This window comes from Neptunomonas sp. ABH4_499 (assembly GCF_056160565.1).
Genome location: NZ_JBSWXK010000004.1, coordinates 1 through 21,760 on the forward strand (window position 1 = coordinate 1; position 21,760 = coordinate 21,760).

Consider the following 21,760-nt stretch of genomic DNA (forward strand, 5'->3'; position numbering starts at 1 on the left):
TTCCTGTTACCGCTCGACTTGCATGTGTTAGGCCTGCCGCCAGCGTTCAATCTGAGCCATGATCAAACTCTTCAGTTAAAAGTTTTTGATGCTCAACTTCCGAAGATGCTGTCATCTAAATCTGCTCAGGCTCGCTAACTTCATTACTTCATAAAACGTATGTTTCAATGAATTCACTTGGTTGCTTACCTGAATAAAGCTTTGTAGCTCTATCCCGACAAGCGCCCACACGAATTATCTGACCAATCTGTTAAAGAGCGCTGAACTTGACTAACTTCTTGAACCGCTTGGCGTTTCGTTGTCCCGTTCAGTGAGGGCGTATTATAGAGAGGTTATTCTGGCGGTCAACAACTATTTTCAAATATTTTAAACTTTTTTCATTCCGGCTTAATCGATGTGTTGAATGTCGATCAGCTCAACTGAACACCCATCTATCGACTCGCTAAAAAAGCTACCTGCAAACCGTCTAAATCGATCCGGTCCATCGGTTACAAAGAAGCGTAAAGAACCTGCTTCTTCATGACCTCTACTCAAAGCCCTTTCACTCAGAAGTCGCTCAACCCACTGAGCGGTCATGAGTGCAGAATCAACCAAAGTCACACTCTGGCCCAGTACGTTTTGGATCGCACCTTTTAATACTGGGAAATGAGTGCAACCCAACACCAAAGTATCTAGGGATTCATATAAAGGATTTTCAAGCGTTGCGGTTATCGGCTTAAGGCATTCAGCCACAATGGATTCAACCAAGCTTCCTTCATGCCATCCCTCTTCAGCTAGCGCTACAAAAAGCGAACAAGGCAAAGCGGAAACCATCGCTTCTGGGTTTAATTCAAGGATGGCTCTGTGATAAGCCTGATTATTGACGGTACCCTCAGTTGCGATCACACCGATGCGGCCTGTTTGAGAAGCCTTACAACTGGCAATGGCCCCGGGTTCGATGACACCAACAATAGGAATATCGGGAAATTGTGTTTGAAGATGCTCGATGGCGTACGCGGATGCCGTATTACAGGCAATCACGATCATCTTAACATCGTGCTTTAGCAACGCTTTGGTTGCTTGTAAGGCATATCGCTGAACAGAAACTGCTGACTTGGTACCGTAAGGGACACGAGCCGTGTCCCCAAGATACACGAGGTTTTCGCAAGGTAGCTGCTTACGGATTGCATTCAGAACCGTAAGCCCGCCTACCCCAGAATCAAATACACCTATGGCCTTTTGACTTGCCATAGACGAACTCATTTCTTACGCGCTTTTTTGTTTTCTTGCTTTTTCAATGTACGAATATGACGCTGCTGGCGCTCTTTCTTCGCTTTTTGGCGAGGTGTAAGCGTATTGCGCTTATTCGCAAATGGGTTATCACTGGTTTTAAATTCAAATCGCACAGGCGTACCGCGAATTTTAAGCACTTTAGTAAACTTGTTCTGCAGGTATCGCTTATACGAGATCGGTAGCTGATCCGTTTGGTTACCGTGAATTACGATAATCGGCGGATTAGAGCCCCCTTGGTGCGCATAACGCAACTTGATTCGACGACCTGCGACTTGCGGTGGCTGGTGATCTGCCACGATATCCTCGAGCAAACGGGTCAACTTAGGTGTCGGCCACTTAGCCATCGCGCATTGATATGCCTCATCAACGGAGCCGTACATTTCACCGACACCACTACCATGTAACGCAGAGATAAAGTGGAATCGAGCAAAGCTTAAGAATTCAAGGCGACGCTGAATCTGCTCTTTCACACTGCTCTTTTGATCTTCGGTCATGCCGTCCCATTTATTCAATGCAACAACGACCGCACGACCTGTATCCAATACAAAGTTCAGCATGTGCAGGTCTTGGTCAGTTACACCTTGACGAGCATCGATCACAACAACAACGACATTTGCGTCTTTTATGGCCTGCAAGGTTTTAATGATCGAAAACTTCTCTATAGCCTCGGTCACATTTTTGCGTCGACGAACACCTGCGGTATCAATCAATGTGTATTCTTTACCATCACGCTCGTAAGGAATGTAGATACTGTCGCGTGTCGTACCGCTTTGATCGTAGACAACAACGCGATCTTCACCCAGCAGGCGGTTAACCAAAGTGGATTTACCCACATTGGGACGACCAACAATCGCAATCTTTGTGCTGTTATCTCTTTCTTTGTCCTCTTCGCTTTCGCCGAAGGGTTCAAGAACGTAATCAATTAAAGAGCGCACACCACGGTTATGGGCGGCCGCAATAGGAAGAGGATCGGTTAGCCCCAATGCGTAAAAGTCACCCATGGCCACATCGGGGTCCAGCCCATCGGTTTTATTTACAACCAGATGAATCTCTTTATTGGTTTTACGCAGGTAATGGGCGATCTGCTCATCAGCCGGGTTTAAACCAGCACGCCCATCGACAATAAACAGAACAACGTCCGCCTCTTCGATGGCCTGCAGTGACTGCCTGGCCATTTCGAAATCAAGTCCTTGTTCATCACCTGTGATACCGCCTGTATCAACAACGATGAATGGCTTGTCAGCGGAGCGTCCCTCTCCATACTTTCGATCACGTGTGACACCTGGCAAGTCAGCCACGAGCGCATCACGAGATTTAGTTAAGCGATTGAAGAGGGTCGATTTACCAACATTTGGCCGACCCACCAGTGCGATTACCGGTAACATTTTACTTCACCCAAAAACAAAAAGAGCGGCCACCTGCCATCAGGGGGCCGCATGATCACAAGTTACTGACTCACTTAAGTGTCAGTGCTAATAAGCGGCCTGAGTCAGTTAAAGCATAGACAACACCATCACTGACTTTCATATCGCCTGTAAGGCCTGAGTTTGTATCGTATCGTGCCACAAAGTGACCATCGATTTGAGACATCGCGTGAAGGTAACCTTCTTTATCCCCCACAATTACGGAGTTCCCAGATACGACAGGCGCCGTTAAACGACGGTATTCAAGCTGATTTTGACTCCATACACTGGCCGCAGAACGAGCATCAAATGCTTGCACATGGTCATTGGCTTCTGACAAGTAGATGTTGCCAAAATCAGCCGCTAAGCTTTTAAAGCTTGATACTTTTTTCTTCCAAACGGTTTGCGCATTGTAAGGGTTGATCGCAATTAACTCGCCTTGGAAAGACGGTACATAAATCACATTTTCAAAAAGCAAAGGACGACCATCAACATCGGTCATACGCTCAAGCTCTGAACGCCCTTCTGCTACGGATACATTTTGTTCCCACAAAACAGCGCCCGTATTGTTATCTAGCGCGACGAACTTACCGTTATCAAGACCTGCTAAGGTCACATCCAACGCTACTAACGGTGCACTGGTACCGCGCAGTGTTAAGCGAGGCATCTGGCTTTCATAGCGCCACACCTCTTGACCGGATTGGCCATTCAGCGCGACGATGACTCCGTTAATCTGCTGAACAACAACAATTTGGTTGTTTAACTGAGGCTCAGACACCACTTCGGAGCTTAAGGCATGTTGCCAAAGGATCTCACCGGTTGCCGCGCTTAAACAGTAAACATCACCTGATAAACCAACAACGACAACGCGATCTGCACCCGCACCTGTACCGGCCGTTAGAGCAACATCCAAATCGGTTTTCCAAAGAGACTTACCGGTGTTTTTATCAACCGCAACGACCAAGCCTTCACGATCAGCCGCAAAGACACGATCGTTTGTGATTGCAGGGGTCATTTGGTGATAAGCCTTACCAGGACCATCCCCCACCTGAGTACTCCATTTTACGACAAACTGCTTTTCAGCCGTAAAATCAACGAGTGGGTTCGGCTCGATCTCGTCAGAACCGCCCCAAAGACTGCATCCTGATAAAACGCTAGCGGTTAAACCGATCAACAAAGCTTTTTTCAACATGTGTATTAGCTCTCTTCAACCGCCAAATCATTGAGTTTAACATTAATCAACTGGGCATTTGCGTTCGCACCTAATGCATCAAGAGCCGCTTGATAAGCTGTGCGTGCTGCTACCTTATCACCCTGAGCAACTTGAATATCGCCTTTTAATTCCAGCGCTACCGCTTTGAAAGGCTCAGCAGTGACATCACCAACGGTAGTCAAAGCTTCATCGTACTTTTCAAGTGCCATAAGCAATTGTGCTTTACGCATCGTCGCTACGTTTTTCATCTCTGGAGAAAGCTCTTGAGCCAATACAGCATTCACCTCTGAAAGCGCTTGATCGTATTCTTTTTGATCAACATACACACGCGCCAGCATCAGTGCTGCTAAACGAGCGTACTCTGTACCTTCGTGCTCTGTCTTAAGCTCATTGGCCAAGTGAGTTGCGGTGGCTTTGTTATCATCCGATGGCTGTCGAACGTTCAGGGCAATCGCCTGAGTCAGGGTTTGATAAGCAACGGATGCCGCTTCTGCGTCGTTGAGTTGCTTTTGTTGCCATGCCTTCCAACCAAACACAGCAGCCAGCGCGATAGCGACGGTAGTCACCAGTGACGTACCATTGTTTTTCCACCAACTTTTAATCGCTTCTACCTGTTCTTCTTCTGTACGCAATTCAGCCACGTTTAACTCCTAACACATGCCATTTGGCACGCATAATACTCTGTAATGAATAAATTAAGAAAACTGCTTAGCAATGACCTGACCTAAGGACTCAAGTTCAACCGCCTGAGCCAGCTGATCTGTTTGACTCCACAGGTTGGCTTTTACGGCCCCATCGATCTCTTTCAAGATAACAATACAAGGCGCGCCAGATTGCTTCGCTTTTTGATTAATGTTTTTAAGACCACTGAAGTGACTGCGAACCCGCAGGTTTGGACACATTTGACGAATACGTTCAGCCGTAGCAAATACGGCCGTTTGTTCACGCTTTGAGTCAGCGGCAAGGTACACATCAAACGGTGTTTTAATATCACTTGGCACAGCATCTAGGGTTTCAAGTAATAAGATGAGTCGCTCTACACCCATCGCAAACCCAACGGCTGGCGTTGGCTTACCACCAAGTTGCTGCACTAAGCCATCGTAACGACCGCCAGCACAGACCGTGCCTTGAGCACCCAGTTTATCGGTTACCCATTCAAACACCGTTTTGCAATAGTAATCCAGACCACGTACCAGTTTCGGATTAATCTCGTAGGTTACGCCGGCCTCTTCTAACAACGAGGTTAGATGCGCAAAGTGCTCTTTAGACTCGTCATCGAGGTAATCACTTAATACAGGTGCATCACTCAGAATGGCTTGTGTACCGGCATCTTTGCTGTCCAGGATACGCAGAGGATTCGTGCTTAATCGACGTTTGCTATCCTCATCTAACGCATCAATGTGCTGTTCAAGATAAGCCGTTAGCGCCGTTTTATACGTTTGACGAGATTCATTACTGCCAAGGGAGTTCAGCTGCAGTGTCACCGAATCTAAGATACCCAGTGATTTCCACAACTGGGCCGACAGCAAGATCAATTCCGCATCGATCTCAGCAGAGGCCATGCCAAACGTTTCCACACCGATCTGATGGAATTGACGATAGCGGCCTTTTTGAGGTTTCTCATAACGGAACATTGGGCCTTGATACCAAAGGCGCTGTGTTTGATTAAACAGCAAACCATGCTCTTCACCGGCACGCACACAACCAGCCGTTCCCTCTGGACGAAGCGTTAAACTCTCACCGTTGCGGTCATCGAAGGTGTACATCTCTTTTTCAACGATATCCGTCACTTCACCGATGGATCGTTTGAACAGCTCTGTTTGCTCAACGATCGGCATACGAATTTCGGAATAACCAAAGGTCGCGACCGCGCCTTTCACTTTGCTTTCAAGGTATTGCCAAACTGGCGTGGCTTCCGGGAGGATGTCATTCATTCCGCGGATTGCTTTAACTTTCGCCAACGTCTTACTCTCTTGTGATTCGGTGTTAATAATTAGCGTACAGGCAGCGAGAACTTAGCCACATCGCGATTTGCAAACGGAGTCATATCCACAGCACTGCCGTTGTAAGTAATTTGGCTTACCGCAGAACGACGTCCAATGTTGACCGACAGCGGCTCTGCTCCACTGACCGAAATCGTATCGCCTGCACGTCGAATGTTGTTGAACAGGGTACGGCCATTTCGATCTTTTACCGTTACCCAACACTCATCAGTAAAGGCAATGTACAAACCGTTCGTGTTCACTGCCGTTTCTGTAGTCGATTCAACCTGTGGAGCAGCCTCATTCGGCTCGGCTTCTGCACTCGATTCTTCACTGCTCGATTGTGCCGTTTGCTCTATTGCAACGTCACCCGGCTGAGGAGCGTCTTGTTGAACACTGGATTCATCGACCGCATCTTCTTGCGACTCGTAAACAGGCTCCGCTTCGGATGCCTCTTCAGATTCAACCGGCTGTTGAGCTTCGTCTGTTGGTGCAGGGTCATTAAACTTCGGTAAAACAAGCGTATTACCGTCGGCCGTTTCTACCTCTAAGGGTGCATCTTGAGAGGCCGGTTTAGCATCGCTTAATCCATATTGCGTTTGCCACCACCACACAGTGGCCGCAATCAAACAGATCACAAACACCCAAACAGAGAACTTGATGATAGGATCGCCAAGCTTAACTTGTTGCTGAATCTTATCTACGGTTTGAATGGGTTTGGCTTTGGAGTCTTCTCGATACAGACGATCAAAAGCCGCGATCAGTTCGTTGCTGTCTATATTGAGGTATTTAGCGTAGGCACGAATGTAGCCCCGAGCGAAGACCAAGCTGGGTAGTTTTTCGAAAGCACCCTCTTCCATCCAACCAATGTAGCGAGGTGGTAGATGCAGCTCGTCTGCGACGGCTGTCTGAGAAAGGTGTTTAGCCTCACGCGCAATCACAAACCGTTCTCCGGGAAAACGATTGCTGTCTTGAACAACGCTTTCATCGGGCATACTACTCACCGGCTGGATTCCTTATAAAGTTGATACTCTTGTGAATCAGGATATAGGTTTTTCAGTAAAAGTGCATACGTGACCGCTTTTGAGGCGTCCGCATTAGCACGCGATAACTGAATCCCAACCCAGAGACTTTTTGCCGAATGATCTACTCGTTTATCCTCAACCAGTCTTTCAAACTCTTTGTAATAGCCTTCCGCTTTGGCCAAATCATTCACTTCTATATAAAGCTGCGCCAACTCCACTAGCGAGTATGGCCGACGACCACCGGTTTTCAGTGATCGATCAAATGCATCCAGGGCTTTAGCGTTCTCGCCTATTTGCTTATAGCAGCGCCCAAGGTTTTCGAATGCTCTTCCACGGCTGGTGTAGAACGGATCACTGGTTGCTTTTTCAAGCTCACCACACGCTTCACGGTATCGTTTTTGCGCGTATAAAAAAGCGCCATAGTTGTTATGAAACATGGCCGAATCACGATCCAACCGAATCGCATCTTTGTAGTATTGCTCCGCCAATTGCGTTTCATCCTCTAACTGGAAGATGAGTCCCAACGCATTGTAAGCAGGCGCGTAGTCTTTATCGATTTCTAGTGCGCGCTGTACTGACGCACGTGCGTTTGCCGTGTCTCTGGCTTGCAGGTATTGCAATCCCAAACGGGTATACGCCTCAAGAGCCGCATCGGAAGATACGTTTTTGCGATTATCTTGTGGGGTTGTCGCACACCCTGCGAGCCAAGTTAAACAAAGTACGAGGCAAGTAATTTGAAATCCTTTCACTGATGCCTCCTGTAATTACAAGGATTTAGCAAGTTCGGCAGAACTCTCTTGTACCACAGGAATGTACTTTTGACTACGTCGAGTACGATCTTCTACCTGACCTACCAATTGTCCACACGCGGCATCGATCTCATCACCACGGGTTCTACGAACCGTGGTTAAGATACCCCCTTTGAGCATCGCATCTTTAAATGTTTGGATGGCATTTTCCGATGGGCGGTCGTATCCCGAGTTAGGGAACGGGTTAAACGGAATCAAATTGAGCTTGCACGGCAAGGTCTTTAAGAGCTTAACCAGTTGCTTAGCATGGGTGATCTGATCATTAACGCCTGCCATCAAGGTGTACTCGATGGTGATTACACGGCGATCGTTAAGATCATCCAAATAGCGATGACATGCTGCAAACAGCTCTTTGATTGGGTAACGCTGGTTAATTGGCACCAAAACATCACGCAATTCATCATTTGGAGCGTGCAAAGAGATCGCCAAAGAGACGTCCGTCACCTCACGCAGTTTATCAATAGCCGGTACAACCCCTGCCGTACTGAGTGTGACACGACGCTTTGACAAGCCGTAAGCGTTGTCTTCCATCATCAAAATGATGGCACTGACAACGTTACTGAAATTCATAAGAGGCTCACCCATCCCCATCATAACCACGTTGGTTACACGGCGTGGGCCAGCAGGGTCCATAGGACCGAACGATTTAATCGCAATACGCACCTGACCAATGATTTCGGCGGCTGATAAGTTGCGGTTAAAGCCTTGTTTACCGGTAGAACAGAAACTGCAATCGAGCGAACAACCCGCTTGCGATGATACACACAAGGTGGCTCGATCCCCTTCTGGGATCAATACAGTTTCGACGGAGGATCCGCCATCCACACGGATAACCCATTTACGGGTCCCATCTTTGGAAATTTTTTGAGAAACAACTTCTGGCTCGCGAATTTCTGCCACTTCGTGGAGTTTTTCGCGCAGCGCTTTGCTGATGTTGGTCATTTCGTCAAAACTTTCGGCACCTTGCTGATGAATCCATTTCAGCACCTGTGTTGCACGAAATCGCTTTTCGCCCAATCCGGCGAAAAATTCCGTTAGTTCGTCTGGCGACAGACCTAGCAGGTTAGTTTTGGTATTTACAGCAGTCATGGTGGTTTTCCAAAGTTGGTTAACACGAAGGGCTAAGCCCCTCGTGTGATTCGGTTAACAATAAAAATTAACCGAAGAAGTAGGTGATTTCGCGCGCAGCAGATGTCGCAGAATCAGAACCGTGTACAGCGTTAGCGTCGATTGATTCAGCGAAATCACGACGAATAGTGCCTTCAGCCGCTTCTTTAGGGTTAGTAGCACCCATCAGTTCACGGTTTTTAGCGATTGCATCTTCACCTTCCAGAACCTGAACAACAACAGGGCCAGAAGTCATGAACGCAACCAGATCAGCGAAGAATGGACGCTCGCTGTGTTCAGCGTAGAAGCCTTCAGCGTCTTCTTTGCTCAGTTGCTTCATTTTCATTTCAACGACTTTCAAATCCGCTTTTTCAAAACGAGATACGATTTCGCCAATTACGTTTTTAGCAACTGCATCTGGTTTAATGATAGACAGTGTACGTTCGATAGCCATGCGATTTATCCTCTAGTAAGGCATTTCCGAAAAACGCGCAATTATACGCGAAGCCTGTTACAGGCCTCAACAATCGGAATAAGAAAAAGCCCGGATAACCGGGCTTGTCGTTATTAATCTAACTCTTCGATCCAAGCCATTTGAATGGCCTCAAGCACTTTCTCGCCACAGCGATCAGGATCGTCATCAAAATCGGGAAATCCATCACCTTTTGATAAAGATCGGGAAAGCTGATCGTGATCGGGTTAATGTCCGGGTAGGTCTCTGACAACTCAATGGCCAAATCATTCACATCGACCCACTTCATAACGACCTCCCCTAGAGATTAATGACGTTCCGAGACTTGATTCAACGTGTAGCGAGGAATTTCGACCGTCAGGTCTTCATCAGCGACAACGGCCTGACAGCTCAGACGCGACTCAGGCTCAAGCCCCCACGCTTTGTCCAGCATATCATCTTCAAGCTCGTCAGACTCGTCCATCGAATTAAAGCCTTCACGCACAATTACGTGGCAGGTTGTGCATGCACACGACTTTTCACACGCGTGCTCAATCTCAATACCGTTAGCTAATGCCGCATCACAAACCGTTACACCCGGCTCAACATCGATCACTTTACCTTCAGGGCACAAGTCTTCATGGGGAAGAAAAATAATTTGTGGCATTTATACGCCCTCTTCGATTTCTTGGATAGTATGGCCTTGTAAGGCTTTTTGAATATTGGCGTCCATTCGACGAGACGCAAACTCATCACTGGCTTGCGCAAGTACCTGTATGGCTTTTTCGACCTCGAAAGCGGACTCACTCTGATCTCGAACGCCTTGTAACGTGTCCACTTCAGCCATTAGGGCTTTTAATTCATCTTCGCTTAACAGTTGCGCGCCATCCACCACAATCGCCTGTCGCACTGACAGCAAAAGACGATCCGCTTCAACTTGCTGCTCTCGCAGTGCGCGTCGCTCTTTATCGCCTTCAGCCTCACTGAAGGAAGAAGTCAGCATTTGGGTGATTTGATCATCACTTAAGCCATAACTTGGCTTCACTTGAATGTGACTCTCAACACCTGTGGATAACTCTTTGGCCGACACACTTAATAGGCCATCCGCATCCACTTGGAACGTCACTCGAATTTTTGCTGCACCGGCCGCCATCGGCGGGATGCCACGAAGCTCAAAACGCGCCAAAGAGCGACAATCCTCAACCAGCTCGCGCTCGCCCTGCAAAATATGAATCGCCATGGCAGTTTGACCATCTTGATAGGTGGTAAACTCCTGAGCCATTGCAACTGGGATGGGCGTATTACGGTGGATGACTTTCTCAACCAAGCCACCCATTGTCTCTAGACCAAGTGAGAGCGGGATAACATCCAGCAGCAACATGTCCGAATCTGGCTTATTGCCCGCCAAGACATCCGCCTGGATAGCGGCACCAATCGCGACCACTCGGTCCGGGTCGATATCGGTATGCGGCTTTCGACCAATCAACTCTGCTACCTGATCTCGAACCAAGGGAACACGAGTCGAACCGCCGACCATAACGACATCATTAAGCTCATCCAACGACAATCCGGCATCTTTAATTACACGCTTACAGGTACGAAGTGTCTTTTTAACCAAGGACTCGATTAACGCATTAAATTGAGACTTAGAAACAGACACCTCAACGCTTTGACCGTCGTACTCGAACGAAGCAAGGACTTCATCTTGATCGGTCAATTGCTCTTTGACGTAACGTGCTTGCTCCATTAAAAGCCTAGATAACTCAGCGGTCATGGGTACGTTTGGCAGAGTCTGCTCCAATAGCCACTGCGCCAGCGCTTGGTCAAAGTCATCACCACCAAGAGCGGTATCACCACCTGTAGCTAATACCTCAAATACACCTTTATTCAGATGCAACACAGACACATCAAACGTACCGCCACCCAAGTCATAGACGAGGATTTTCGCTTCTTCTTTCTGATCCAAGCCATAAGCCACGGCCGCAGCGGTTGGCTCACTGAGCAAGCGAAGGACTTTAAGGCCGGCTAGGGTTGCCGCATCCTTAGTGGCTTGGCGCTGCGCATCATCGAAATAAGCCGGCACGGTGATGACCGCACCCACCAGATCGCCGCCTAATGATTCTTCAGCACGAGCAACCAAGTGCTTGAGTATGTCACTGGAAACTTCAACCGGGCTCTTAGCACCGGCTGCCGTCTTAATAAACGGCATACCACCTTGATCTGCTTCGAAATGATATGGGAGCACATCACCAAGAGATTTCACGTCGGAGACACCACGCCCCATCAAACGTTTAACAGAGACAATGGTATTGAATGGGTCAGCCGCCGCTTGCACTCTTGCTTCATGGCCAACGATGACCTCTTCTTGGGTATAACGCACCACCGATGGCAAAATATGACGACCATCAAGATCCGGTAAAGTTACCGCCTCACCACTTTTTACCGTGGCGACCAAAGAGTTCGTTGTACCCAGATCAATACCGACCGCAAGCTTATGCTGATGCGGCACAGAACTTTGACCTGGCTCTGCGATTTGCAGTAATGCCATAAAAGAAATCCGTTAGTCGAGTTCGTTGAGCAAGCGCTCAATCTCTTTGTGAAATTTGACAGCGAATTGCAGCTTGCGAACCAGCTTTTCGGCTTCAGTGAAATCAGCTTCTTCGCTCGACTGCAGAGCCGGCCATAGCAGAGCAAACTCATCGGCCAAAGACGTGACCGTTGCTTGAGCCTGCCCTTCAAGCTCCTCAAGAGCCTCTTCTGGATCGGAAGCCTCTTGTGCTTCTTCAAGCGCTTCGCGAAGCTCCATCTGTTCCATCAAAAACATGGGGTCCAGCTGAACACGGGATTCAGAAAGTGTATCAACACCTTGAAGTGACAACAGATATTGAGCTCGGCCCAAAGGCGACTTAAGTGAAGAATACGCTTCGTTTAGGTAAGCGGTATATTGCACAGCCATTCGCTGTTCGCGCTCAGATAGGTGAGCATAGCGGTCGGGGTGTAGCTCACGCTGCAATTCGCGGTAACGACGCGTGAGTTCGGTTTGATCAACCGTATAGGACAGAGGCAGCCCTAAAAATTCAAAATAATTTTGATGAATATCCATGGACTGCCACTCTTTGAAGATTAGACGTTGAAGCTTTCCCCACATCCGCATTCACTGCGAACATTAGGATTGTTGAACTTGAAGCCCTCGTTCAGTCCTTCCTTAACAAAGTCCAGCTCAGTGCCATCAAGGTACACCAGACTTTTAGGGTCAATAACGACATTGACCCCATCCATATCGTACACGTGGTCTTCTGGCTCTTTGCCATCAACAAACTCAAGCACGTAAGCCATACCCGAGCATCCTGACGTCCTGACACCCACACGAATACCAAAACCCGAGCCACGCTTATCTAAGTAACGTGAAACGTGCTGGACCGCCGCCGGAGTCATTGAAATCGCCATAATCTTACCTACCGTTATTCGTTAAACGCGATGATCGAGAACAAACTTACGCTTGTTTCTTTTTGTAATCATCGATCGCTGCTTTGATCGCATCTTCCGCCAGTACTGAACAGTGAATTTTCACCGGTGGCAGCGCCAGCTCTTCAGCGATCTGAGTGTTTTTAAGCTCAGCCGCTTGCTCCAAAGACATGCCTTTAACCCACTCGGTAATCAGCGAGCTAGATGCGATGGCCGAACCGCAGCCATAGGTCTTAAACTTCGCATCTTCAATGATGCCCTGCTCGTTAACCTTGATTTGAAGACGCATTACGTCACCACACGCTGGGGCGCCGACCATACCGGTACCAACAGACGCGTCTTTGTCGTCCATCTTGCCAACGTTACGTGGGTTTTCGTAGTGATCGATAACTTGATTGCTATAAGCCATGTTTATTACTCCTCAGTTGAGTGGCGGTTTTAGTGGTGAACCCACTCAACCTTGCTCAGATCCACACCGTCTTTGAACATATCCCACAGCGGTGATAACTCACGCAGCTTGTCGACCGCGTCTTTAATTTGGCTGACTGCGTAATCGATCTCTTCTCCGGTAGTAAAACGACCGAAAGAGAAACGGATCGAGCTGTGCGCCAACTCATCACTCAGACCCAGTGCACGCAGCACGTATGATGGCTCCAGTGACGCCGACGTACACGCAGACCCCGAAGAAACAGCCAGGTCTTTCAATGACATCAACAAGGACTCACCTTCAACGTACGCAAAGCTTACGTTCAGGTTCTGTACTACGCGCTGATCCAGCGAACCATTCACGTGTACCTCTTCAACATCCTTAAGGGCTTCCATCATTCGGTTACGCAAAGCAAGTGCGTGCTCAGCGTCTGCTTTCATATCTTCTTTCGCGATACGGAACGCTTCACCCATGCCTACGATTTGGTGAGTTGGCAAAGTACCAGAACGCATGCCACGCTCGTGACCACCGCCGTGCATTTGCGCTTCAAGGCGAACACGAGGCTTACGACGCACATACAAAGCGCCAATGCCTTTAGGGCCGTAAATTTTGTGCGCGCTGAACGACATCAGATCCACTTTGATAGAGGACAGGTCGATCTCAATTTTACCCGCGCTTTGTGCCGCATCGACGTGGAACAGCACGCCTTTAGAGCGTGTCAGCTCGCCAATCGCTGCGATGTCAGTAATCGTGCCAATTTCGTTATTTACATGCATCAAAGACACAAGAATGGTGTCATCGCGCATGGCCGCTTCAACCGATTCAATTGTGATCAAACCGTCTGTGTTCGGGTCAAGGTAAGTGACTTCAAAGCCTTCACGTTCAAGCTGACGGCATGTATCCAGTACCGCTTTGTGCTCGATTTTGGAAGTAATGATGTGCTTACCCTTTTTCTGGTAGAAGTGCGCCACACCTTTGATCGCGAGGTTGTCAGACTCGGTCGCACCGGACGTCCAGACGATTTCACGAGGGTCAGCGTTTACCAGATCCGCCACATTGCGACGAGCGGTCTCGACCGCCTCTTCAGCCTTCCAGCCAAACAGGTGGGAGCGGGACGCTGGGTTACCAAAATTACCATCCAATGTCAGACACGCCACCATCTTCTCTGCGACGCGTGGGTCAACAGGAGTCGTAGCAGAATAATCAAAATAGATGGGTAGTTTCATTTCTAAACTCCAGCAATAAATTAAACAGCCGCTTTATTAACGAGCGGCAAATCGCTTGCGGTCAGGAAGATCTGACCATTTTGGTGACGGCGATCTTGACGCCCTGCCACCTCTTTTACGTCGGAACGCTGAACCAGATCAGCTAACGAGATTTGACTTAAGAACAGGTGAATCTGATCGCTTAGATCGCACCACAAATGATGCGTTAAGCATGTCTCGCCGCTTTGGCAATCGCCTTGGCGATTACATCCAGTAGCATCAACAGATTCATTCACTGCATCGATCACCTGCGCCACGCTAATGGCCGCTTGTTCGTGCTTAAGCTGATAACCACCACCAGGACCACGAACGCTTTTCACCAGGTCGTTACGACGTAACTTGGCAAAGAGTTGTTCGAGATAGGACAGGGAGATGCCTTGGCGATCAGAGATATCCGCCAAGCTGATTGGCCCTTTTCCTTCATGCAATGCAAGATCCAGCATCGCTGTCACTGCATAGCGTCCTTTGGTCGTTAGCCTCATAGAAATAACCTGTTTTATCTCGTTAAGATGTCGATATTATCGCTATTCCGAGAAAAACGGTCAAGTATTTAACCAAGCAAAATAGTCAGGAATTAGCCAATCACGCGCCAAAGAGTACCACTTTTCGGCTCAAATTGCCCGCCCAAATCGGGCAAAAGCGGCCTATTCGCGGTTTTTACGGGAGATATGCGTCAAAATACCGCGCAATACGTTGACCTCAACTTTATCGGGAACAGCGCGTTGCAATAATCGTCGAAGCCGCGGCATCAATTGCCTTGGGTTGTCTGGGTCTAGAAACTCAACTTCAATCAACACTTTTTCTAAGTGCTCAAACATAAGCTCAAGTTCTTTTTGATCAGCAAGCTCGATATCCCAATCAACCCCCCACTTTGGAGCTTGAACCAGAGCTTCCTTACCTTTCAAAAACGCCATTCGACACTCATACGCCAACACTTGAACGGCTGCGGCGATATTCAGCGAGCTGAACGATTCATCCGATGGGATATGCACATGAAGATGACACAACTGGAGCTCCTCATTGGTTAAACCTCGGTCTTCGCGACCAAAGACGAGAGAGACCTTATGCTCTGGCTGCACTTTAGCGATCGTTCCAGCCATCTCATGAGGATCCATGATAGGCCACGGGATGTGACGACCTCGCGCACTGGTACCCATCACTAAGTGCGATTCAGCGATCGCCTCCTCTAACGTGGCCACGATTTTGGCGTTTTCGAGGATATCCGTCGCACCAGAGGCACGCGCATCCGCCTCAGGTGAAGGAAACGCCTTAGGCTCCACCAACACCAAACGGGATAACCCCATGTTTTTCATGGCCCGAGCCACCCCACCAATGTTGCCTGGGTGGGTGGTGTTCACCAGAACAATCTGAATATGCTCAAGATTCATAACATATACCCGCGAAAAATAAGCGTAATAGTTTAACAGAATGTGCCTTGGGTATTCTTTAGCCTTTGCAGCTTTTGTATAATGTGCGTTTTGTTACAGACCAGGCACAGATTCCCATGCAACCAATGCTTAACATTGCTCTTCGTGCAGCTCGTATGGCCGGAGAACAGATTGCTCGTGCAGCTGAACGACTCGACCTAATCCGAGCCGAAAACAACAGCGTCACGGACTTTCTAAACGAGACAGCCACCAAAGCTGAACAGACCATTGCTTATACTCTGCAGAAAGCGTATCCAACTCATAAGGTTGTGGGTGTGTACTCTGGTGATCATGCGCATACAGGCGCTGAATCTGCGGAAGTTGAGTGGAGCGTCGTCGCGATCGATAGCGCTAACAACTTTTTAGCAGGCCTCCCTGATTACGCCATCTGCTTGAGCGCAAGCCAAAAAGGACGCGTAGAACACGCAATCATCCTAAACCCAATCACGGGCGAAGAGTTTACGGCCAGCCGTGGACATGGCGCACAGCTGAATGGCAAACGCATGCGTGTTAGCACACAACGCGAGCTAGCGAAGTCCATTACAGCAACCAGCTACTTGAACACACCCAAAGAGCGCGGCTACGTAGGCGCTTTTACCAGCCTTCAAGCCCAAATCTTTGAAGCACAAGGCACCTTGCTAAACACGGGCTCACCTGCGCTGAATTTAGCCAACCTGGCCGCTGGCCGTGTGGATGGCTTCGTTCAAATCAATCTAGGCCGCGAAGTACTTGAAGCCGGCGCGCTTTTGGTACAAGAAGCCGGTGGTTTATTGGGCGATTTCAAAGGCGGTAACAACTTCCGTCAAACAGGCGATACCGTTGCGGCTAACCCAAAGCTGTTCAAAGCCTTGTTGCAATCCATGAAAGGCTTGGCTGGCTGAGTCTTCCAGCTAAACCAACCCACAAAAAAACCGGCCTAAGCCGGTTTTTTTTATACCCATTAAATCTTAGATTTCAAATGGGTGGCGCAAAACGATGGTCTCGTTGCGATCTGGACCTGTCGAAATAATATCGATAGGCGCTTCGATCAATGCTTCAAGACGCTTGATGTAGTTTTGAGCGTTCGCTGGTAACTCTTCCAGTGACTTCAAACCTACCGTTGATTCAGTCCAACCTGGGACCTCTTCATAGATAGGCTCAATCACTTCGTAGTCTTCACTGGCGGTTAACGATTCAACCGTATTACCCGCTTCATCTTTGTAGCCTACACAGATCTGAATGGTTTCAAGGCCATCCAATACATCCAGCTTGGTCAAGCAGATACCAGAAACAGAGTTGATCTGGATGGCATGCTTCAGAGCTACCGCATCAAACCAACCGCAACGACGCGCACGACCTGTGGTCGAACCAAACTCATGACCGCGCTCAGCCAAACGCTGACCAATGTCACAACCAAGCTCTGTTGGGAATGGACCGCCACCTACACGCGTTGTGTAAGCCTTGGTGATACCCAAAATGTAATCCAGATACAGAGGACCAAAACCGGAGCCTGTCGACGTACCGCCTGCCGTTGTGTTGGAAGAGGTTACGTATGGATAGGTACCGTGGTCGATGTCCAGCAAGGAGCCTTGAGCACCTTCAAACATGATGCTTTTGCCTTCTTTACGGAAAGCGTGAAGAATCGCTGTCACATCCGCCACCAATGGACGAAGCTCTTCACCCATTTTCAGCGCTTCAGCTAAGACTTCTTCAACATCCACTTCTTCTGCATTGTAGTAATGCTTAAGAGCGAAGTTATGGTATTTAACCACTTCACGCAGTTTGGTTTCAAAACGCGCAGGGTCCATCAAATCACCCAATCGCAAACCACGACGAGCAACCTTATCTTCGTAAGCAGGACCGATACCACGACCTGTCGTACCGATTTTAGCGTTACCGCGCGCCGCTTCACGGGCTTGGTCTAACGCGACATGGTAAGACAGAATCAAAGGACATGCCGGGCTTAGTTTCAGGCGCTCACGCACTGGAACACCCGCTTCTTCTAAGCCTTTGATCTCTTTCAACAGCGCTTCTGGTGAAAGCACTACGCCGTTACCGATCAAGCACAGAACGTTCTCACGCAAAATACCGGATGGGATCAGGTGCAAAACCGTCTTTTTGCCATCAATAACCAGTGTGTGTCCTGCGTTATGGCCGCCCTGAAAGCGAACAACCGCAGAAACTTCTTCCGTTAGCAAATCGACAATTTTACCTTTGCCTTCATCGCCCCATTGTGTACCTAAAACAACTACGTTCTTGCCCATTGTTGTCTCTGAGTTAGTTACGTTAATCGACATGGAATCATTGAGCTTTTAACGCCCAACCCCCATTTTCTAAAACCAATTCGGCATCAACCGATACCGGCGTGTCGCCCGGTAATAATTGAACGACTCGATGCCCTTTACTGCGAAGATCCGCAATCGCCTTTAACAGCTCAGCATCATTACCCGCAGGTGCCGATACCACATTACGATCCGTTTCCACTGGCTTTGATAAAGCCGCCAGTGTTTTTAAGTCAGCACTGAAACCCGTTGCTGGGCGTGCTCGACCAAAATCTTTACCGATGGCGTCGTATCGACCACCTTTGGCAATCGCCTGCCCAAACACAGGGTTCAGTGCAGAGAACATAACGCCAGTATGGTAGTGATAACCACGCAGTTCACCCAGATCAAAATACAGATCAACCTCTGGGTAGCGCTCGGAAATGCCGCGCGCCAATGAAGACAGATACGTGATCGCTTCAAGTACATCCGGCAAATTTGCAAAGCGCGATTTTGCCGCGTCCAGCACCTCTAAACCGCCGTTTAGCGTTGGCAGGCTGGCCATCTGCTCTTTCAGCTCAACACTGATGTCCAGATCGGCCAAAAACTCCGCCAGCTCAGGCAGCGCCTTACGCTCAAGAAGCTCCATGTAGCGATCAGCAACGGTGCTTTCTAAGCCGCACGCCGCCATCAAGCCACGGAAAATTCCGATGTGCTGAAGATCTAAGCTCAACTCCTCTTTAAGACCGGCCGCATACAAGGTTTCGATCATCAAAGAGATCACTTCCAGATCACTTTCAATACCGGCATGACCGTACACCTCTGCACCAATCTGCAAAGGGTTACGAGACGCCAACATATTGGCAGGATAGGTGTGAAGAACAGAGCCGCAGTAGCAAAGGCGGTTAGCGCCTTGTACATGCATGCGGTGTGCGTCGATGCGAGCAACCTGAGGCGTGATATCAGCCCGGATGCCGAGGGATTGACCGGTGAGCTGGTCAACCAATTTGAAGGTGTTGAGATCCAGATCTTTACCAACACCGGTTAGCAGAGATTCGAGATGTTCCATTAAAGGCGGCATGACAAGTTCATACCCCCAACGGTCATACATATCCAACAATGTACGACGCAGTGTTTCTATCTGGCGTGCATCGGAAGGCAACATCTCTTTGACGCCATCCGGCAGCAACCAGCGATCGGCCAATGCCATTTAAAACTCCACGCTGTTGATCCGCGTTTGCGGTTATCGAATCAGGTACAAGCCCACAACACCTACGATCATGCTGATGAAACCCAGCCACCGCAGGGTGTGATCTTGAGTGGTTGCCAGCTGCTCGGCCAAACGCCGCCAACGTGCCGGATACAGGAAAGGCATCATCCCTTCCAAAATAAACACCAAACACAAGGCAATTGCGATTTCGTACCAGAATTCGGCTGACATCATTACCACACAGTACACAAAAAAACCGGGTCAGAGCCCGGTTTTGAGAAGTTTAACACGGTTTAGTGATCAAAGTGCAGCCTTTTTGCACACCCGATCACAATTCCGTTATTGCAGAGGTTCTGCGCCTTTTAAGTACTTAAAGAACTCAGAGTCTGGCTGCAACACCATGATGTCACCGTTGCCTTTGAACGACTCAGTGTACGCCTTTAAGCTACGTGTGAACGAGTAGAACTCAGGGTTACGATTGTACGCTTCTGCGTAAATGGCAGCCGCTTGTGCGTCACCTTCACCACGTGTTTGCTCAGCTTCACGATACGCATCGGCTTCGATAACGGTCTTTTGACGATCCGCATCAGCTCGGATACCTTCTGCAAGCTCATAACCACGAGAACGCAATTCGCGGGCTTCACGCTCACGCTCAGTACGCATACGCTCGTAAACCGACTGAGAAACCTCTTGAGGCAGCTCAACACGCTTTACACGCACATCAATGATCGCAACACCCAGCTCTTTCTGAGCCACTTCACTCAGACGACCGATCACTTCCTTCATGACCTCATCACGCTCACCCGATACCACTTCGTTTAGGGTACGTTGTGCGAATTGGTTACGCAATTCGTTCTCTACACGGGTAGATAACAGATCCGACGCACGCAACTCATCACCCGATGTAGCGCTGTAGAACGTCAGGTTATCCACAATGCGCCATTTCACAAACGCATCAACGCTCAGACGTTTTTTCTCAATGGTCAGGAAGTCACGTGGGCGACCGTCCATCGTCATGATACGGGCATCAAACTTACGCACCGTGTTCATGAAGGGTATTTTAAAGCGCAAACCAGGCTTTACGTCCGCATCGACAATTTCACCAAACTGCAGCTTAACGGCCCGCTCGGTTTCTTTAACGATGTAGATTGAGTTTGAACCGATTAAGATCACCACCAAAGCAATGATGATCGCAACTAAGGATTTACCGCTCATTGACGACCCTCCCGACGAACTGCTGATTGACGCTGACGTAGCTCATCGACCACCTGATCAGTCACAGACTTCACAGTTTGGTCATCCAAACGAAGACTGCTTGAAGAAGAGGTGCTCGTTTTACGCTCCGCCGAGTCTTGCATCAGCTTATCCATTGGCAAGTACATCAGGTTGTTGCCGTTATCAACATCCATCAACACTTTTGGATTGTTTTCCAATACATTTTGCATCGCATCTAGGTAAAGACGCTCGCGAGTTACTTCAGGTGCTTTTTCATACTCGGTCAACAGCGATACGAAACGCTTGCTGTCACCCTCTGCACGAGAAACCACTTGTTCACGGTACGCGTTTGCTTCTTCCAAGATACGCTGAGCACGACCACGCGCTTCAGGAATGATACCGTTTGAGTAAGATTGCGCTTCGTTTTTCACACGCTGCTCATCTTCTCGAGCTTTGATCACGTCATCGAATGCGTCTTGCACTTGTGCTGGTGCCTGAGCATCTTTGATGTTTACTTTATTGATCGAAAGACCCGTTTGGTACTCATCCATATAGTTTTGCAGGCGATTTTGAACTTCGATACCTAAGTTCTCACGACCTTCTGTCAGGATAGAGTGCATGTCAGATGAACCCACAACTTGACGAAGGGCGGACTCAGCCGCTTGCGCTAAACTGCCATCCGGATCACGCACTTGAAGCTTGTACGCTTTAGGGTCAGAAACAACGTATTGCGTCACCATGGACACATCAACGATGTTTTCATCTTCTGTCAGCATCAGAGCTTTGTGATCATGTTCACGGACACGCGTCGTGTTGATCAGGCTAACTTCATCCACCAAAGGAGGATTCCAGTGAAGACCCGGCTGCACGATGTCATGGTATTGACCTAAACGAAGCACAACACCCCGCTCTTGTTGGTCAACGGTATAGAAACCCATACCCGCCCAAACAACAACGGCCACAACTGCAGCTACGATCAACATAGAACCGCCGCCAGAGCCGCCGCTTGAGCTACCGCCCCCGCCACCGCCTTTCTTTTTGCCTGAGCCAAACAGCTCGTTCATTTTGTCCTGCAACTTGCGCAGGGCCTCGTCCAGATCCGGTGGACCTTGATCGTTATTGCCACGATTGCCCTTGTCGCGATCGTTATTACCGCCCCAAGGATCCTGGTTGTTACCGTTACCGCCAGGCTCATTCCAAGCCATATCGCTCTCCGTTCAAACCCAAGATTGTTATTTAGCCCATTAAA

Annotated in this window: 23 protein-coding genes, 1 rRNA gene and 1 pseudogene; 1 reads left to right on the forward strand and 24 read right to left on the reverse strand. The window is 48.8% G+C overall.

The genetic code is table 11. The annotated features are described in order from the left end of the window. The 19 genes and pseudogenes from ACXAF9_RS04850 to ACXAF9_RS04940 all read right to left on the reverse strand — a co-directional run. A 16S ribosomal RNA gene (locus ACXAF9_RS04850) occupies window positions 1-78 on the reverse strand; the annotation flags it as partial. A gap of 309 nt (window positions 79-387) precedes the next feature. Then, entirely contained in the window at window positions 388-1,230 is an 843-nt protein-coding gene (gene murI / locus ACXAF9_RS04855) for a glutamate racemase (RefSeq protein ID WP_475071134.1), read from the reverse strand. An 8-nt stretch (window positions 1,231-1,238) separates the two neighbouring features. Beyond that, on the reverse strand, window positions 1,239-2,657 hold the full coding sequence (der, locus tag ACXAF9_RS04860; RefSeq protein WP_475071136.1) for a ribosome biogenesis GTPase Der: 1,419 nt from the start codon (window positions 2,655-2,657) through the stop codon (window positions 1,239-1,241). Window positions 2,658-2,727: 70 nt separating this feature from the next. Continuing rightward, window positions 2,728-3,867 carry an outer membrane protein assembly factor BamB gene (bamB, locus tag ACXAF9_RS04865; RefSeq protein ID WP_475071138.1) on the reverse strand — a complete coding sequence of 380 codons (1,140 nt, stop codon included), beginning with the start codon at window positions 3,865-3,867 and terminating at the stop codon, window positions 2,728-2,730. Window positions 3,868-3,872: 5 nt separating this feature from the next. Then, on the reverse strand, window positions 3,873-4,529 hold the full coding sequence (locus tag ACXAF9_RS04870) for a YfgM family protein (protein WP_475071140.1): 657 nt from the start codon (window positions 4,527-4,529) through the stop codon (window positions 3,873-3,875). 54 nt (window positions 4,530-4,583) lie between these two features. Then, window positions 4,584-5,822, reverse strand: a complete 1,239-nt coding sequence (gene hisS / locus ACXAF9_RS04875; RefSeq protein ID WP_475071142.1) for a histidine--tRNA ligase — start codon at window positions 5,820-5,822, stop codon at window positions 4,584-4,586. 59 nt (window positions 5,823-5,881) lie between these two features. Further along, on the reverse strand, window positions 5,882-6,865 hold the full coding sequence (locus tag ACXAF9_RS04880; protein WP_475071757.1) for a RodZ domain-containing protein: 984 nt from the start codon (window positions 6,863-6,865) through the stop codon (window positions 5,882-5,884). 5 nt (window positions 6,866-6,870) lie between these two features. After that, on the reverse strand, window positions 6,871-7,644 hold the full coding sequence (gene pilW, locus ACXAF9_RS04885) for a type IV pilus biogenesis/stability protein PilW (protein ID WP_475071144.1): 774 nt from the start codon (window positions 7,642-7,644) through the stop codon (window positions 6,871-6,873). Window positions 7,645-7,659: 15 nt separating this feature from the next. Beyond that, window positions 7,660-8,793 carry a dual-specificity RNA methyltransferase RlmN gene (gene rlmN, locus ACXAF9_RS04890; protein ID WP_475071147.1) on the reverse strand — a complete coding sequence of 378 codons (1,134 nt, stop codon included), beginning with the start codon at window positions 8,791-8,793 and terminating at the stop codon, window positions 7,660-7,662. 67 nt (window positions 8,794-8,860) lie between these two features. Further along, on the reverse strand, window positions 8,861-9,265 hold the full coding sequence (gene ndk, locus ACXAF9_RS04895) for a nucleoside-diphosphate kinase (RefSeq protein WP_475071149.1): 405 nt from the start codon (window positions 9,263-9,265) through the stop codon (window positions 8,861-8,863). 113 nt (window positions 9,266-9,378) lie between these two features. Further along, window positions 9,379-9,572, reverse strand: a pseudogene (gene iscX / locus ACXAF9_RS04900) (Fe-S cluster assembly protein IscX). Window positions 9,573-9,590: 18 nt separating this feature from the next. Continuing rightward, window positions 9,591-9,929, reverse strand: coding sequence for an ISC system 2Fe-2S type ferredoxin (fdx, locus tag ACXAF9_RS04905; RefSeq protein ID WP_475071151.1), 339 nt, complete (start codon window positions 9,927-9,929; stop codon window positions 9,591-9,593). Then, complete coding sequence (gene hscA, locus ACXAF9_RS04910) at window positions 9,930-11,810, reverse strand: Fe-S protein assembly chaperone HscA (protein ID WP_475071153.1); 1,881 nt, start codon at window positions 11,808-11,810, stop codon at window positions 9,930-9,932. It lies immediately after the preceding gene. 12 nt (window positions 11,811-11,822) lie between these two features. After that, entirely contained in the window at window positions 11,823-12,365 is a 543-nt protein-coding gene (gene hscB, locus ACXAF9_RS04915; protein WP_475071155.1) for a Fe-S protein assembly co-chaperone HscB, read from the reverse strand. Window positions 12,366-12,385: 20 nt separating this feature from the next. Next, window positions 12,386-12,709, reverse strand: coding sequence for an iron-sulfur cluster assembly protein IscA (iscA, locus tag ACXAF9_RS04920; protein ID WP_475071157.1), 324 nt, complete (start codon window positions 12,707-12,709; stop codon window positions 12,386-12,388). Window positions 12,710-12,755: 46 nt separating this feature from the next. After that, complete coding sequence (iscU, locus tag ACXAF9_RS04925) at window positions 12,756-13,136, reverse strand: Fe-S cluster assembly scaffold IscU (protein WP_475071159.1); 381 nt, start codon at window positions 13,134-13,136, stop codon at window positions 12,756-12,758. 29 nt (window positions 13,137-13,165) lie between these two features. After that, entirely contained in the window at window positions 13,166-14,380 is a 1,215-nt protein-coding gene (locus ACXAF9_RS04930; RefSeq protein ID WP_475071162.1) for an IscS subfamily cysteine desulfurase, read from the reverse strand. A 20-nt stretch (window positions 14,381-14,400) separates the two neighbouring features. Then, window positions 14,401-14,901: a Fe-S cluster assembly transcriptional regulator IscR gene (gene iscR, locus ACXAF9_RS04935; protein WP_475071164.1), complete on the reverse strand. Its 501-nt coding sequence runs from the start codon at window positions 14,899-14,901 to the stop codon at window positions 14,401-14,403. Window positions 14,902-15,063: 162 nt separating this feature from the next. Then, entirely contained in the window at window positions 15,064-15,807 is a 744-nt protein-coding gene (locus tag ACXAF9_RS04940) for an RNA methyltransferase (RefSeq protein ID WP_475071167.1), read from the reverse strand. Between the two features lie 116 nt (window positions 15,808-15,923). Between ACXAF9_RS04940 and ACXAF9_RS04945 the strand changes: the two genes are divergently transcribed. Then, entirely contained in the window at window positions 15,924-16,727 is an 804-nt protein-coding gene (locus ACXAF9_RS04945) for an inositol monophosphatase family protein (RefSeq protein ID WP_475071169.1), read from the forward strand. A gap of 66 nt (window positions 16,728-16,793) precedes the next feature. Here ACXAF9_RS04945 and ACXAF9_RS04950 read toward each other — a convergent pair whose 3' ends face one another. The 5 genes from ACXAF9_RS04950 to hflK all read right to left on the reverse strand — a co-directional run bounded on the left by ACXAF9_RS04950 (window position 16,794) and on the right by hflK (window position 21,716). Then, a complete protein-coding gene (locus ACXAF9_RS04950) occupies window positions 16,794-18,089 on the reverse strand; it encodes an adenylosuccinate synthase (RefSeq protein WP_475071171.1) in 1,296 nt (431 codons plus the stop codon). A 37-nt stretch (window positions 18,090-18,126) separates the two neighbouring features. After that, window positions 18,127-19,296, reverse strand: a complete 1,170-nt coding sequence (locus ACXAF9_RS04955) for an ATP phosphoribosyltransferase regulatory subunit (RefSeq protein WP_475071173.1) — start codon at window positions 19,294-19,296, stop codon at window positions 18,127-18,129. 33 nt (window positions 19,297-19,329) lie between these two features. Beyond that, window positions 19,330-19,530 (reverse strand): DUF2065 domain-containing protein, encoded by a 201-nt coding sequence (locus ACXAF9_RS04960; protein WP_475071176.1) that lies wholly within the window; start codon window positions 19,528-19,530, stop codon window positions 19,330-19,332. Between the two features lie 105 nt (window positions 19,531-19,635). Beyond that, window positions 19,636-20,511 (reverse strand): protease modulator HflC, encoded by an 876-nt coding sequence (gene hflC, locus ACXAF9_RS04965; protein ID WP_475071178.1) that lies wholly within the window; start codon window positions 20,509-20,511, stop codon window positions 19,636-19,638. Next, window positions 20,508-21,716, reverse strand: coding sequence for an FtsH protease activity modulator HflK (gene hflK, locus ACXAF9_RS04970; protein ID WP_475071181.1), 1,209 nt, complete (start codon window positions 21,714-21,716; stop codon window positions 20,508-20,510). The genes hflC and hflK overlap by 4 nt, the downstream gene beginning before the upstream one ends. Between the last annotated feature and the right edge of the window lie 44 nt (window positions 21,717-21,760).